This is a genomic window from Bosea sp. BIWAKO-01 (genome assembly GCF_001748145.1).
Lineage (GTDB): Bacteria > Pseudomonadota > Alphaproteobacteria > Rhizobiales > Beijerinckiaceae > Allobosea.
In genome coordinates, this window is record NZ_BCQA01000001.1 from 6,670,808 (window position 1) to 6,684,351 (window position 13,544).

The 13,544-nt window shown below is 66.2% G+C and carries 13 protein-coding genes; all 13 read right to left on the minus strand.

Features of this window, described 5'->3' with window-relative positions; genetic code table 11:
- Positions 1-3: 3 nt before the first annotated feature.
- Positions 4-642, minus strand: a complete 639-nt coding sequence (locus BIWAKO_RS30960; RefSeq protein ID WP_069881905.1) for a chemotaxis protein CheX — start codon at positions 640-642, stop codon at positions 4-6.
- Positions 639-1,022 carry a response regulator transcription factor gene (locus BIWAKO_RS30965; protein WP_069881906.1) on the minus strand — a complete coding sequence of 128 codons (384 nt, stop codon included), beginning with the start codon at positions 1,020-1,022 and terminating at the stop codon, positions 639-641. Before BIWAKO_RS30965 ends, BIWAKO_RS30960 begins: the two co-directional genes overlap by 4 nt.
- A gap of 186 nt (positions 1,023-1,208) precedes the next feature.
- Positions 1,209-1,451 carry a hypothetical protein gene (locus tag BIWAKO_RS30970; RefSeq protein WP_069881907.1) on the minus strand — a complete coding sequence of 81 codons (243 nt, stop codon included), beginning with the start codon at positions 1,449-1,451 and terminating at the stop codon, positions 1,209-1,211.
- Positions 1,448-3,385 (minus strand): chemotaxis protein CheA, encoded by a 1,938-nt coding sequence (locus BIWAKO_RS30975; RefSeq protein WP_069881908.1) that lies wholly within the window; start codon positions 3,383-3,385, stop codon positions 1,448-1,450. Before BIWAKO_RS30975 ends, BIWAKO_RS30970 begins: the two co-directional genes overlap by 4 nt.
- On the minus strand, positions 3,386-4,219 hold the full coding sequence (locus tag BIWAKO_RS30980) for a CheR family methyltransferase (protein ID WP_069882962.1): 834 nt from the start codon (positions 4,217-4,219) through the stop codon (positions 3,386-3,388).
- A 5-nt stretch (positions 4,220-4,224) separates the two neighbouring features.
- On the minus strand, positions 4,225-5,313 hold the full coding sequence (cheB, locus tag BIWAKO_RS30985; protein ID WP_069881909.1) for a chemotaxis-specific protein-glutamate methyltransferase CheB: 1,089 nt from the start codon (positions 5,311-5,313) through the stop codon (positions 4,225-4,227).
- The gene (locus tag BIWAKO_RS30990; protein WP_069882963.1) at positions 5,310-6,737 is read right to left on the minus strand and encodes a chemotaxis protein CheW; all 1,428 of its coding nucleotides are present in this window, start codon (positions 6,735-6,737) and stop codon (positions 5,310-5,312) included. Before BIWAKO_RS30990 ends, cheB begins: the two co-directional genes overlap by 4 nt.
- A 4-nt stretch (positions 6,738-6,741) precedes the next feature.
- A complete protein-coding gene (locus tag BIWAKO_RS30995) occupies positions 6,742-8,673 on the minus strand; it encodes a methyl-accepting chemotaxis protein (protein WP_069881910.1) in 1,932 nt (643 codons plus the stop codon).
- Positions 8,674-8,760: 87 nt separating this feature from the next.
- Positions 8,761-9,156, minus strand: coding sequence for a response regulator (locus BIWAKO_RS31000; protein ID WP_244523598.1), 396 nt, complete (start codon positions 9,154-9,156; stop codon positions 8,761-8,763).
- Between the two features lie 345 nt (positions 9,157-9,501).
- Positions 9,502-10,323, minus strand: a complete 822-nt coding sequence (locus BIWAKO_RS31005) for an ABC transporter permease (RefSeq protein WP_069881911.1) — start codon at positions 10,321-10,323, stop codon at positions 9,502-9,504.
- A gap of 2 nt (positions 10,324-10,325) precedes the next feature.
- Complete coding sequence (locus tag BIWAKO_RS31010) at positions 10,326-11,240, minus strand: ABC transporter permease (RefSeq protein WP_465247421.1); 915 nt, start codon at positions 11,238-11,240, stop codon at positions 10,326-10,328.
- Positions 11,237-12,385: an ABC transporter ATP-binding protein gene (locus tag BIWAKO_RS31015; RefSeq protein WP_084652063.1), complete on the minus strand. Its 1,149-nt coding sequence runs from the start codon at positions 12,383-12,385 to the stop codon at positions 11,237-11,239. Before BIWAKO_RS31015 ends, BIWAKO_RS31010 begins: the two co-directional genes overlap by 4 nt.
- Entirely contained in the window at positions 12,382-13,437 is a 1,056-nt protein-coding gene (locus BIWAKO_RS31020) for an ABC transporter substrate-binding protein (RefSeq protein ID WP_069881912.1), read from the minus strand. Before BIWAKO_RS31020 ends, BIWAKO_RS31015 begins: the two co-directional genes overlap by 4 nt.
- Positions 13,438-13,544 lie beyond the last annotated feature (107 nt).

Genomic DNA, 13,544 nt, shown 5'->3' on the forward strand with positions numbered 1-13,544 from the left:
CCACTAGCCCACATCTTCCGTCACACGCGCGATGAAATCGCCAATCAGAACCTTGAGCGCGGCCATCGACGGTAAATCCATCAACATCGCCAAGTATCCGCGAATATCGCGCTCATGCACCGAAAAATTGATGTAAAGAAACAGCACCAGCGCGTCCTTGTCGGAACGCTCGCTACTCTCGAACAGCTGGACACCAGTCCCTCTGATGACTTCGGGCAGCGACATCTTGAGGGAGCGCCGCAACATGTTGGCCATGGTGCCAAGGCAATTATTGAGAATGACGTTGCCGGTCTCGCTCAGCGCTTCGCCCTCCATTTCAGCGAGGTGATCGGCCCCGACATCGTCTCCGACCACGGCCCGGACGAGCTCGAGACTTTTCGTCTCCGGGAAAATCAGGAGCGCCCGCCCTGAGAACGCACCCTCGAATTGCTGCCTAACGGCCACGAGCTCTTCGCTCTCGCGCTGGCCGATCAGCGCTGCGGCTGCCGCCTGCGTGACGATCTCGACCGCGGGCACCGAGAGCAGGACCTGCCGGCCGACCATCTTGCGCAGACTCGACGCGGCTCGGCTGACGCCGATATTGACCACTTCGGTCAATGCGTCGCGCTCCAGCTCGTCGAGCGAAATGTCGTCCTTGCTCATTCGCGCGCCTGCTTCAGTCGCAAGGCCGCGCCCGAGAGGAAGCCCGACATGCCGTCCTCCGTCACTGGCTTGGTGACGAAAGTGGCGTTGACCGCGCGGGCGCGGGCAATGACCTCATCCTGGATATTGGCCGTGATGATCGCGATCGGCATGGTCGGATGGGCCTCCCGCAACGATGCCGCCAGTTCCAAGCCGTCCTGCCCGGGCATGTTGAAGTCGAGCACCGCCACGTCGACCTTCTGCTCGGTGACGAGCTTCAGCGCCTCCTCGGCATTGCCTGCCTCGAGGCGCTTCCACTCAGGCTGAAGCGCCGCAATCGTCTTGCCGGCGACGATGCGTGCAAGCTTGCTATCGTCGACAACCATAATCGTTACCGTCATCTCTGCTTTCCGTTCATAAGCCGTGTTCGGCAGGTTTGTTCCTTGGTCCCATGCGAATGTTCCAACCGTTCTGCAAGTCTGCGTCCCGGCGGCACCCCAAGTCTTGCGCCGACAGCTCTGGTCCCGCCAGGTCTTGCCCCGCCAGGTCTTGTACAGCGAGGTCGTGCCCCACGAGGTCTTGCCCTGCTAGGTCTTGTCCTGCCTGATGAACGGCAGGATGAATCTCGCGGAAAAATCATTCGGCGCTTCTCCTTCGATGACGGGACGGGTGGCCATGAGCACCTGCCAGAGTGCGGTGTGGATCTGACCCGCTGACAGGACGACGGTGTCGCCCGGGTTTTCCGTTACCGCGCGAAGCAGCGTTTCCGCTTCCTCGACCCCGCAGCGGCCACGGAGCCAGATGCGCCCGCCTTCGGTTTCCACGCTCATGCTGCCAAAGCCTCGGGGTCGAGCACCATGACGACCCTGCCGTCGCCCAGGACTGTCGTGCCGGCGATGCCCGGAACGACCTTCATCAGCCCGACCGGCGGCCTCAGCACCGTCTCGAAGCGCTCGCCCACGCGGTCGACCACCAAGCCGATGGCCAAGAACGCGAATTCGACGATGAGCACAAGCTCGTCGGGTCGCTGCGGCGCCGGGCGGCCGACGACATCGCCGAGCCGCAGGACGGGGATCGTGCGATTGCGATGCACGAACGCCTCGCCCGACCGAACGGTCACTATCGCGCTCGACGGCACGCGTGCCGTCTCCGCGACCACATCCATCGGGATGCCGTATTGTTCGCCGGCCACATCCACGATGATGACGCGCGTCAATGCGAACTGCGTCGGCAGGATCAGGGTTGCCGTGGTTCCGCGGCCCGGCTCGCTGCTGAGACGGACCGTCCCGTTGAGGCGACGCACGGTGGCACGGACGGCATCCATCCCGATGCCACGCCCCGAAATCTCCGTCACCGCTGATGCCGTCGAGAAACCCGGCCTAAAAAGCAGTTCCAGGATCTGCTCCGACGAGAGTTGCCCAGCCTCTTCGCGATCGACGAGGCCGCGCGCCACGGCCGTGGCAAGCACGAGGTCGGGGTCGATCCCCCTCCCGTCATCCGCGATCCGAAGTTCGAGATGGTAGCCCGTCTGCCGGGCAGAGACCGAAATGCGACCACGAAGCGGTTTTCCAGCCGTGCTCCGGGCGTCCGGTTCCTCGATGCCATGGTCGACGGCATTGCGGATGAGATGAAGCAGCGGGTCGTAGAGACCATCGACGATCCCCTTGTCGGCTTCCGTCTCGCCGCCGCTGACATCGATCTCCAGCGGCTTGCCGGTTTGGCCCGAGATCTCCCGGACGAGCCGTGGCAGGCGCCTCAGCGTCTCGCCGACCGGCACCATGCGGATCCCGTTGGCGGCACGCTGGAGCTGCCCGACGAGACGGTCGAACCCCTGCTGGGCTCCAGCCAGGCTGCGCGCCAGGGCCATGCCGCCATCGATCGCCTGCGCCTGCGACACTAGAGCCGACATGCCGTTCTTGGCGGTGATCAATTCGCCGACGATCGCCATGATGCCGTCGATACGCTCTGCCTCGACCCGCACTGTCCGTGCGATCTGCTGGCCGGAAGAAACCTCCTGGCGCGAAGTGGGAGACGGACCCGGCTGCGCGACGATCGCGACCTGATCGGGGATGAGCCGGAAGATCGCCTCGATCTCGGACCGGCTTGCCTCCGACACCGCCTCGAACACGAGATTCGAACGGAAAGGGTCGAACGCATCGGCATCGGGCCATGGTTCCCGCGCCGACAGCCGGGCAAATCTGACGCCCGGCACCGCCGCCATCAATGCGGCGGGATCGTCGCCATTGAAAAAACAGTCCGGGCTCGGCGAATAGCGCAGCGCGACGAGGCCGCTCTTGCCGGAGCCTGCATCCAACGCAAAAAGATCGCGGGCCCATTGCGGGGACGATCCCGGCAGGACCGAAAGCGGCGCGCTCGCAGGCGCAGCGCCGCCCTGCGCGACGGACTGCGCAAGTGCGACCGCCTCACCGGTAGCGCCTGCATGCAGGGTGCCGGAGAGGTCCAGGTTCATGACGCATTGATCGATCCATTCGATGATCGTCACAAGCGGATCGAGACGGTCCGGATCGAGCTCCGTGCCCTCGTGCATCGCTCGGCCCAGGATATCCTCGGCGGAATGCAGTACGGACTGCATGGGAGCGAGATCGAACAGGCCGACCGATCCTTTCAGCGTATGCACAGCCCGGAATGCGCTCTCGAGCCGCGCACGGTCGCCGGGCTCGCGTTCGATCGCCAGCAGATCTTCAGCCGCCTGCTGCGTCAGCTCGCGCGCCTCGATCACGAATTGGGCCAGCAGTTCGTCCACCTAGCTACCCCGCATCCGCCGGTAGACGATTGCGTCCTCGAACCGGGCCACCTCGAACCGGTCGGAGATCCGGCTCATGGATTCCGTATGTCCAAGGCAAATGTACCCGCCCGGCAGCAACGCGTCATAAAGATTCTCGACCGTGCGGCGCCGCGACTCGTCGTCGAAATAGATCAGGACGTTTCGGCAGAAGACGATGTCGAAGCGCCCCTTGGCGGCGACGCTGTCGCGATCGACCAGGTTCACGGTGCTGAAGCTCACCGATTCCTGGAGATCGGGGATCAGCCGCCAGCGCTCCTCGCCGAGATCCTCGAAATACCGATGGCGCAGATCGCGGGAAAGGCGCGATACCGAACGCTTGCCGTATTCGGCGAAGACGGCGTCGCGCAGGACGAGGCTGTCGATATCCGAGCCGACGATCTCGACATGATAGGCATCGACCAGCGCCCAGTTCTCGAGCAGCCAGATCGCGATCGAGTAAGGTTCCTCGCCGGTCGAGCACGGCACCGACCAGATCCGGATGCGGTCGCCCGGCCGCTTTTCAGCCATCCTGTCGGGCAACAGCGACCGGCTCAGACAGCGCAGCTGATGCTCCTCGCGATAGAAATAGGTCTCGTTGACGGTGAAGCTGTTGATCAGGTGCTCGGCCTCGGTGGCACTGCCGAGCAGGAACTCGAAATAGCGGGCGAACGAGGGCGAGTTCGTTGCGGCGACACGTTCGGCGACGCGGCGATCGATATAGTAGCGCTTGGCCTCGCCAAACAGCATGCCCGTGCGCCGGTACAGGAACTCGCAGAGGCGCACCAGGTCGCCGGCCGAGAGATAATGCGGCATCTCCTTCAATGCCACGGGCTGATATCCTTCAGCCGCTGTCCGATCTCCGGCAGCGGCACGACATCCGTCGCACCGCCGAGGCCGACGAGTTCGCCCGGCATCCCCCACACGACCGCGGTGCTCTCGGCTTCGGCGATGGTATGGCCCCCCGCGGCTCGCAGGGCGGTCATCGCGGCCGCGCCATCATTGCCCATGCCGGTCATCAGCAGCCCAATGAGGTTTTCGGCCGGGACATGGTCCAGCGCCGTGCGGACAAGGCGGTCGACGCTCGGATGCCAGCGATGGCCCGGGTCGGATGGGGCCGGGAGCGCCACGAGTTCGCCGCCACGCCGGCTGATCACGAGGTCGGCATCGCCCTTGCCGATATAGACCGTTCCCGCGGCGATCACCGTCGGCCGGGTCACTTCCGTAACGTCGAGAGCGCAAAGCCTGTCCAAACGCCGCGACAGCGGACCGGTGAAAGAGGCCGGCATGTGCTGCGCGATCAGGACCGGCCAGCCGAAATCGTGGGGCAGCGTCGAGAGAACGGCATCCAGAGCAGGCGGCCCTCCGGTGGAGACGCCGACGAGGACGAGGCTGTCCGCCGGACGCCCGGCCGGCGCGAGCGGCGTCGCCTTTCGCCGGCGCGATGGCTGCGGGCGCGGCGGTTGCGAGCCGGCGCGAAACTTCAGCCGCTCGGCAAGGCGCCGGCTTCGCCTGATCGTCGTCGCTGCCGCCGCCCGGACGCGCTCGACGATGAGGGGCGCCAATTCCTCCGCATGCAGCGAGATCGTGCCCTGGGGCTTCACGATGAAATCGACGGCGCCCATGTCCAGTGCCCGCAAGGTCGCTTCGGCGCCGCGCTGCGTCAGCCCGGAGACCATCACGACCGGACAGGGATGCTCGACCATGATGCGATCGAGACATTCGAGCCCGCCCAGATTCGGCATCTCGACATCAAGCGTTACGACATGCGGGCGAAAGCGCCCGATCAGGTCGAGAGCCTCGAGACCGTCCTTGGCGGACGCGACCTCGAAATCCGCCTCGGCCTCGAAAATCCTGCCGAGGAAGCGCCGCATCAGCGCTGAATCATCCACCACCAGGACGCGTATCACGACGTGGACGCCGCCCCGGCATCCGGTTTGAAACGGGCGAGAAGATCGCGCTCCGCCTTCTGCAGGAGCTCGTCGGGATTGATCAGCAGGATCATCGCACCATCTGCTCCGCGCGCCGCAACCCGATCGAAGGTCTGGGCATTGTCCCCGGGCAAGAGCGGCGCCGGCGCGATCGCCTCGTCCGGCACGGCGATGATCTCGGAGACCTGGTCGACGATGAAGCCGGCCTGGATGGGTCCGATGGTGAGGACGATGACCCGCGATTTCCGGCGCGGCGCCCCAGTGGCCGCATTGAAGCGCAGGCGCTGGTCGATGACCGGCAAGGCCTTGCCACGAAGATTGATGACGCCCGCGATAAAGGCCGGCGCGTTGGGTATATGCGCGATCGCATCGGGCAGCTGGACGATCTCGGCGACCGCTTCGAGCGGCAGTCCGAAGACGTCGTCGCCGATGCTGAAGATGATGAACCTCTGCGCGGCAGCTGCGGGGCGATGCATCGCGACGTCCGTTCCAGTCTGACTTTGCTCTGAGATCGTCTCGCCGATCGCGCGATTGCGAAACAGGCGTGCCGGCGAAAGGATGGAGATCAGCGCATTCCCGCCGCCCGAGCGCGCAATCGCATCGATCTCGGCATCGCCCTCGCCGCGCTGGAGAATGCCCGGCACAGGTTCGATCAGCGCTTCCGCGACGCGTGTGACGCCGATCATCTCGTCGACGACAAGCCCGACGCGCGCCGGTCCGAGCCGCGTCACCACGATGTGATGGCGCGTTGCCGGGATGTCGCGCAAGCAAAGAAGCCTCGCGATCGAGATCAGCGGCAGGACCTCGTCCCCGCGCAGGCGAAGCATGCCCAGCACGGCAGCCTCGCTTCGCGGCCACCCCGTCACCTCGGCCGGCAGCGGCGCAACCTCGGCGACGACATCGAGCGGCAAAGCGAAAGCCTGACCCGAGACCGTGAATGCCAGCAATGAGCGCTCGTCGGCCGCTTCGGCCGATTGCCCTTTTGCCCGTACCGAACTCACGGCGATCTTCGGCCGGGCCGGCGCCGCGCTGGCGATGAAGCTGCCGGCGAGGAGCTTCGCGATATCGAGCGTCCTGGCCGCCGCGCCATCGGCCGCCGTCAGCGGCAGGATCTCGTCGATCAGGAGTGCGACGGGGTGCTGGTCGTCATAGACGATGATCTTTGCCTCGTTCGAGGCTGCCGTCTCCCTCGCATCGATGAGCGTGGAAACGCGGATTGCGGGAACCGCCGCCCCGCGAAAGTTCATCAAGCCGGCCAGCGCAGGCGGAGCGTTCGGAACGCGCGTGATCATCGGCCGGCGGCCAACCTCCAGCACGCGCTCGGCCGGGATGACATAAGCCTGGCCGGAGACCAGGAACGACACTTGCCGCTGGGCCTCGCGGGGCTTGCGAGCCTTTGCCACCGGCTCAGTTTCCAGCCAGCTGCAGTTCGTCGGCAAGCGATGCGATCTCTTCGATGGCGGCTGCGAGATCCTCGGCACCGCGCGACTGCTCCCTGGCTGCGGTCGCGGACGCTGCGGCAGCCGAGCTTGCCTCCTGCGCTGCAGCGGCGATCTGCTGGGTTCCGAGCTGCACCTCCCGCGTCGCCGACAGGGCAAGCCCGCTGGCGTTCAGGATCTCGTCGTTTCCGCGGGCAAGTTCGCCGATATCCGCGATGATCGCCTTCAATCGTTCGGAAATGGCGGTGTTCTTCGCCTGCTCCGTGGCGGCGATGCCCAAGACCAGCTCAAGGTCGCGCCGGACAGCGGCGATCTGAAGCTGCATCAGGCGGACGACATCCTTGACGCCCTCGATATAGTCCGCGGCTTCCTGGGCGAGCTTGCGGATATCGGCCGAAACCTGCGCGAAGCCGAGGCCGGCATCGCCTGCTCGCGCGGCCTCGACGGATCCGCTGACCGACAGCATATTCGTCTGGACCGCGACGAGAACGATCCGGTCGATGCTCTTCTCGATCTTGCGCGACACATCCTCGAGCGAGACCAGCAGGCTCAGCGAAGCCTGTGTCTCCGTCTCGCCCGTCGCGAGGCCGCTCTCGATCCCCGCAACGCGCGACTGCACTTTTCCGAGCAGCTCCATGATCGACTGCGTGCGATCCGAAACCTGCCGGGCGGCTCCCTGCGCCTGGTCGACGTTCCTTTCGATCTGGACCAGGGCGGCATTCGCCTGCTGCGTCGCCGCTGCCTGGGTCTGCGCGCCGCGGCTGATCTGGTCGATCGCGATCAGGATCTCGCCGGCGGCGCCCGAAAGCTCCTGGACCGTCGCCGAAAGCTCCTCGGCCGCCGAGCCCAGTTGTTCGCTGCCCCCGGCGATCGAGCTGCCGCCCTGAAGATCCTCGGCGAGCGTCGCCAGGGCCCGAGCGGCTTGCTCGCTCTGGCCGAGCGCCTGGCTTTGCTGCTGGACCGATCTCTGCGCTTCGGCAACCGCCGCCGATTGTTCCTCGGCCGCGCTTGCGACGAGTTCCGCGCCCCGGCCTGCCTCACGAACCGCCATATCGGCTTCGATGGCAGAGGTCAGGATCGTCTGGCTGCTCCCGGACAGCGCACCAAGGCCCTGCCGGACCTCGGACAGGTCATGGGCGACCGCGCGAGCCGTGTCCTTCTGCTGCTCGGCGGCGCTCGCAGATGCCTTGATCTGTTCCGCAAGGGAGAGGACTTCGCGCCCGATCGTGCCCGCCTGCTCTTCGATTTCACGCGCCGTGCGCTCGGCTGTCTCGGCCAGCGCCCGCACCTCATCGGCAACGACTGCAAAGCCCCTGCCGACATCCCCTGCCCGCGCCGCCTCGATGGCGGCGTTGAGCGCAAGCAGATTGGTTCGATCGGAGATATCGGCCACCATCTGCGTCGTCGCGCCGATGCCTGTCGCCTGGGACAGCAGCTTCCCGATGATCTCGACCGACGCCCGCTGCCGGGCCGCGGCGCTTTCGATGGATTTTGCGGCGTCATCGATCTGGGCCGCATTTTCAAGCACGGCCACCTGCAGGAGATCGGTCTTGCGCCGTGCCGTTTCCGCGTGGCCTCGCGCCTGGGTGAATGTCGTACCGAGCGTATCGATCGCCGTCAGGGATTGCTGGGCGGCACCTGCCGCCTCCTCGGCCCCGGCCGCGATCTGCTCGAGCGACTGCTTCAGTTGTTCGGAGGCCGCCGCCGCTTGCGTCATGCCGCTGGCAAGCTGCTCGGTCGCCGCGCCGATGCGCTCGGCGGCCTTTTGCTGCCTCGCGCGCGAACGCTGCTGCGACCGCCGCGCAACGGCGATCCTGCTCACCGGCTTGTCCTGCTCGGGCTGCAGTTCCGGCGGGCTGGCCCGCCGCTTCGCGAGGTCCGTCGTCTTCACCAGCGCCATCGTTTTCCTCGAAAATGCGCGGGCGAACCGAATTCGCGCGCGACGAGCAGCCTACGCAGCCAAATCGTCCCCAACAAGCGTGAGCGGTCAGAGATCGGCAGGGGGAACCCAACCGGGAAGCGCGAGTTCCAGCTTCTTGACCAGGGCCGTAAAATGAAACGGCTTGTCGAGAACGATCCGGTCGCGATGCTCGACCGGCAGCGACGTGCTGCCGTAGCCGGACGCGAACATGAAGGGCCGTTCGCGACGCGCGAGCACTTCGGCAACCGGGAGGGACGACTCGGAGCCCAAGCTCAGATCGAGTATCGCCAGATCGAAATCTGCTGCCTCGGCCAGGGGAAGCGCCTCCCTGAGGTTCTGCGCATTGCCAGCGACGAGGCAGCCCGCGTCGAGCAGCATCTCTTCCAACATCATGCTGATGAGAGGCTCATCCTCGACAATGAGGATTTTCGGCTTTGCAGAGCCGCTTTCAGTCGCAATCACGATAGCAAGTCCCCCACGCGGCCGACGGCCAGCCACGGACAACGCGCGGCCCGGCGATAGGTTCCGGGCGGAGGACGATTTTATTTTCCGCAGCCCCGGTCGCCGCCGAGCGGCAGCTTCACCCTGGATCGAGGCGAGCAAATCCGGCTGAAGGAGGTTGCAAGGCTCAGATCCCAAACCGCCCCGGGCCGTCGCCGCCTGGGCAAGCGCTGCCCCGCCCCGTGGTTCAGCCCCTCAGATCGTCGTCCGGTTTGCCGGCCTCGCAACAGGCTGGACTGTGCCCATCGCGCTGTCCCAACAAAGCCTCGGTTGGGCTGGAGATGGGCTACCGCCTCGGCATCGTCCTCACCCCTCTTTCCCGGACTTCCCCAGCAGCTGCGAGGCGGCGAGCAGCAGCGAGGTGATCACGATCATGATGGTCGAGATCGCCGCGATGGTCGGGTCGATCTGGTCGCGCAGCGCCATGAACATCGCGCGCGTCAGCGTCGAGTTGTCGCCGCCCGAGACGAAGAGCGAGACCACCACCTCGTCGAAGGAGGTCAGGAACGAGAGCAGGGCCGAGGTGACGATGGCGAAGCCGATCTGGGGCATCGTCACCTGGAGGAAGGCCTGCGCCCGCGTCGCGCCCAGGCTGCGGGCGACGCGCTCCTGGTCGAGATCGAAACTCTTCAGGGCCGAGCCGACGATCATCATCACGATCGGCACAGCAAGCATCGTGTGCGCTAGCACGATGCCGAGGAAGGAGTTGACCATCTTGAGCTGCACGAAGGCATAGAACAGCGCGACGCCGACGAGGATGACCGGAACGATCGTCGGCGTCAGCAGCGCCAGGATCACGACCCCGCCGAAGCGCAACCGCGAGACATGCAGCCCATAGGCCGCAAGCGTGCCGACCGGCGTCGCCACGAGCGCCGTGCAGATGCCGGCCTTGAGCGAGGTCGCGGTCGCCGCCATCCAGCTCTGCGAGGAGAAGAACGCCTCGTACCAGCGCAGCGACCATTGCCGCGGCGGAAACTCCAGGTACTGCGATTGGGAGAACGACATCGGGATTACGATCAGCGTCGGCAGGGCCAGGAAGGCGAGCACCAGCACGCCGAGCCCGTAGAGCCAGAGCCGCGACCGGTGCGTGATCTGCGTGTCGCTGGCGGGGCGATCGAACCAGCTCATAGTCAATGCCCCCCGCCGAAGAGGCCGGCGCCGCGCGACAGCCGGGCGGCCAGGACGAGCACGACGAGCGTGATCACCAGCAGCACGACACCGAGCGCGCTCGCCGCCCCCCAGTTGAAGAACAGCTCGATATCGTTGGCGATGCGGTTCGAGACCATCGTCACCTTGCCGCCACCGAGCATGGCCGGCGTCACGTAGAAACCGAGGCAGAGCACGAAGACGAGCGCGGAGCCGGCGGCAAGGCCGGGCAGCGACAGCGGAAAGAACACGGTCCAGAAGCCATGGGCCGGGGTCGAGCCGAGGCTGGAGGCCGCTCTCAGCAGGTCGCGGTCGATCGCCCGCATCGTGCCGTAGAGCGGCAGGATGAGGAAGGGCAGCATGATATGGACCATGCCGATCAGCGTTCCCGCGACGTTGTGGACGAGCTGCAATGGCTCGCTCCAGAGGCCGAGCTCCATGCCCCAGGTGTTGATCAGTCCCCGGCGCTGCAACAGCACCAGCCAGGCATAGGTGCGCACCAGGAGCGAGGTCCAGAACGGCAGCAGCACCGCGATCATGCAGAGATTGGCAGCGCGCCGCGGCAGCTGCGACAGGAAATAGGCGAGCGGATAGCCGAGCAGGATGCAGATCGCCGTGGTCAGCAGGCTGATCTCGAAGGTCGTGCGGAAGGTCCGGCCATAGGAAGGCTCGGCCAGCATGCGCCGGTAATGCTCCAGGCTGGGTGCGCCGGAATCGTCGAGGAAGGACAGGCCGAAGAGCCAGCCGACCGGCAGCAGCACCGTGATCGTGACGAGAAGCAGCGCAGGCGCGGCCAGCGCCGCCAGCCCGAACCGCTCGCGCCAATGATCGCGGCGCAGCGCCGCGGCATGGAAATCGTCGCCGGCCGCGCCGGCCATGCTGAGCCCGGGCGCGCTCACTTGCGCGCCCTCCCCTCGTCGGCCAGCAGAACGGTGTCACTGACGGCGATGCCCACCGCGATCGGCGTGCCGCGCGCCGGCGGCGCGGAATCGTCGCCCCGCGTCGCCATGCGCAGGCTGACCAGGCTGCCATCCCCCAGCACGAGCTGGAGCAGCAGCGTGTCGCCCTGGTAGATCGCGCTCTGGACCGTGCCCTCGAAGCGGTTCATCGCCTCGGTTTCGCTGCCGTCGAGGATGCGCAGCCGTTCCGGGCGCAGCATCATCACGCAGTGCCGCTGCCCGGCCGGGACCTTGGGCGCCTGGATGACGGCGCCGGCCGCCCGGCAGATGCCATCGGCGATAGTGACATCGAGAAACGAGGATTCACCGATGAACTCGGCGACGAAGCGGCTGCCGGGCTGATCGTAGATCGCGCGCGGGGCGTCGATCCGCGCGATCCGCCCGCGGTCGAGCACCGCGATGCGGTCCGACATGGTCAGGGCCTCGCGCTGGTCATGCGTGACATAGACGGTGGTGGTGCCCAGTCGGTCATGGAGCTGGCGCAGCTCGATCTGCATGCGCTCGCGCAGCTGTTTGTCGAGCGCCGAAAGCGGCTCGTCCATCAGGATGATGCGCGGCTCGAAGACGATGGCCCGGGCAAGCGCGACGCGCTGGCGCTGGCCGCCGGAGAGCTGGTTGATGCTGCGCTCGCCATAGCCACCGAGCTGGAACATCTCCAGCGCGGCCTCGACGCGCCGGGCGATCTCGCTCGCCGGGACGCGCCTCAGCCTGAGCGGGAACCCGACATTGCGGGCGACATTCATGTGCGGAAACAAGGCGTAGTTCTGGAAGACCATGCCGATCTCGCGCTTGTGCGGCGCAAGCCGGACGACCTCGCGTTCGCCGAAGCGGATGCTGCCCTTGTCGGGCCGCAGGAAGCCGGCAATCGCCATCAGCAGCGTCGTCTTGCCCGATCCGGACGGGCCGAGCAGGGTCAGGAACTCGCCCGGCCTGACGTCGAGATCGACATCGTCGAGCACGGAGACGGCGCCATAGGCCTTGCTCAGGCGCCGCACGCCGATCGGCAGCGCCTTGCCTACGGGTGAGACGAGCGGGGCTGCCGCGATGGCAGCCTCCCGCTCGCCGGAATCAGCCGCCAGTCTCATTCGGTCAGCATGTTCTGATAGGCTGCCGAGGCCTGGGTCTCGAACTTGGTGTACCAGTCGAGGTCGATCGGCACCTGCTTGGCGGCATTGTCGGGATGCGATGGCAGCGACTTGGCATAGGCCGCCTCGATCGTGCCGAGGTCGTAGGCTTTCTTGTTGGTCGGCCCGTAGGTGATGTATTTGGTGAATTCGGCCTGGTATTGCGGCTTGCTGATCTCGGCCAGGAACTTCATCGCCAGGTCCTTGTTCGGTGCCCCCTTGGCGATGGCGAAGCAGTCATAGTCGAGCAGCGCCTGGTTGAAGGTGTAGGCGACCTTGGCACCGTCCTTGGCGGCGACGTCGAAGCGCCCGTTCCAGCCGGTGATCATGTCGACCTCGCCATCCTTCATCAGCTGGGCGTGCTGGGCGCCCGAGCTCCACCAGACCGCGATATGCGGCTTCAGCTCGCGGATCTTCTTGATCGCGCGCTCGATGCCGCCGGGCTGCGACAGAACCTCGTAGACCTTTTCGGGCGGCACGCCGTCGGCCATCAGCGCGGGCTCGAGTGCGCCGGCCACGCCCTTGCGATAGGAGCGCTTGCCCGGGAATGTCTTGACGTCCCAGAAATCGGCCCAGCTCCGCGGGCCCTTCTCGCCATAGGTCTTGGTGTTCCAGGCCAGAACCGTGGAGAAGACGTCGCCGCCGACGCAGTAATCCTGCGCGGTGCCGGGCACGAAATTCGAGGTGTCGATGACCTTGTAGTCGAGCTTTTCGAGGATGCCCTCGGAGCCCGCCCGCGCCGCGCTGCCGGAGCCGCTGGCGACGACATCCCAGGTCACGGCGCCGGCCTTCACCTTGAGGCGCAGGTCGGCGATGCTGCTATAGGTCTCTTCCTTGAGCTTGATGCCCAGCGCCTTGGCCGCAGGCACGAACAGCGCCTTGCTCTGCGCCTCCTGATAGGAGCCGCCGAAGGACACGACGGTGAGCTCCTGCGCGACGGCGGGCAGCGCGCCGGCCAGGCTCAGGAGAAGGACGAGGGTCGATCGCGACGGCAGGATCGGCGGGCACTGCATGTCATATCTCCTGAGCTGAGGGGCGCATGTCCAGCGGCAGTCGCGCAGTCGCCGCAGCGACCCAGCTTCCCACCATTGAGAGCGTGCAGAGTTTGTTGGAATTGGTC

Excerpts from the sequence above, each read along its gene's own strand:
- BIWAKO_RS31020 (WP_069881912.1), bottom strand. The coding sequence starts at position 13,437 with ATGCAGTGCCCGCCGATCCTGCCGTCGCGATCGACCCTCGTCCTTCTC.
- BIWAKO_RS30970 (WP_069881907.1), bottom strand. The coding sequence starts at position 1,451 with ATGAGCGTGGAAACCGAAGGCGGGCGCATCTGGCTCCGTGGCCGCTGC.
- BIWAKO_RS30980 (WP_069882962.1), bottom strand. The coding sequence starts at position 4,219 with ATGCCGCATTATCTCTCGGCCGGCGACCTGGTGCGCCTCTGCGAGTTC.
- BIWAKO_RS31015 (WP_084652063.1), bottom strand. The coding sequence starts at position 12,385 with ATGAGACTGGCGGCTGATTCCGGCGAGCGGGAGGCTGCCATCGCGGCA.
- BIWAKO_RS30965 (WP_069881906.1), bottom strand. The coding sequence starts at position 1,022 with ATGACGGTAACGATTATGGTTGTCGACGATAGCAAGCTTGCACGCATC.
- BIWAKO_RS31005 (WP_069881911.1), bottom strand. The coding sequence starts at position 10,323 with ATGAGCTGGTTCGATCGCCCCGCCAGCGACACGCAGATCACGCACCGG.
- BIWAKO_RS30995 (WP_069881910.1), bottom strand. The coding sequence starts at position 8,673 with ATGGCGCTGGTGAAGACGACGGACCTCGCGAAGCGGCGGGCCAGCCCG.
- BIWAKO_RS30960 (WP_069881905.1), bottom strand. The coding sequence starts at position 642 with ATGAGCAAGGACGACATTTCGCTCGACGAGCTGGAGCGCGACGCATTG.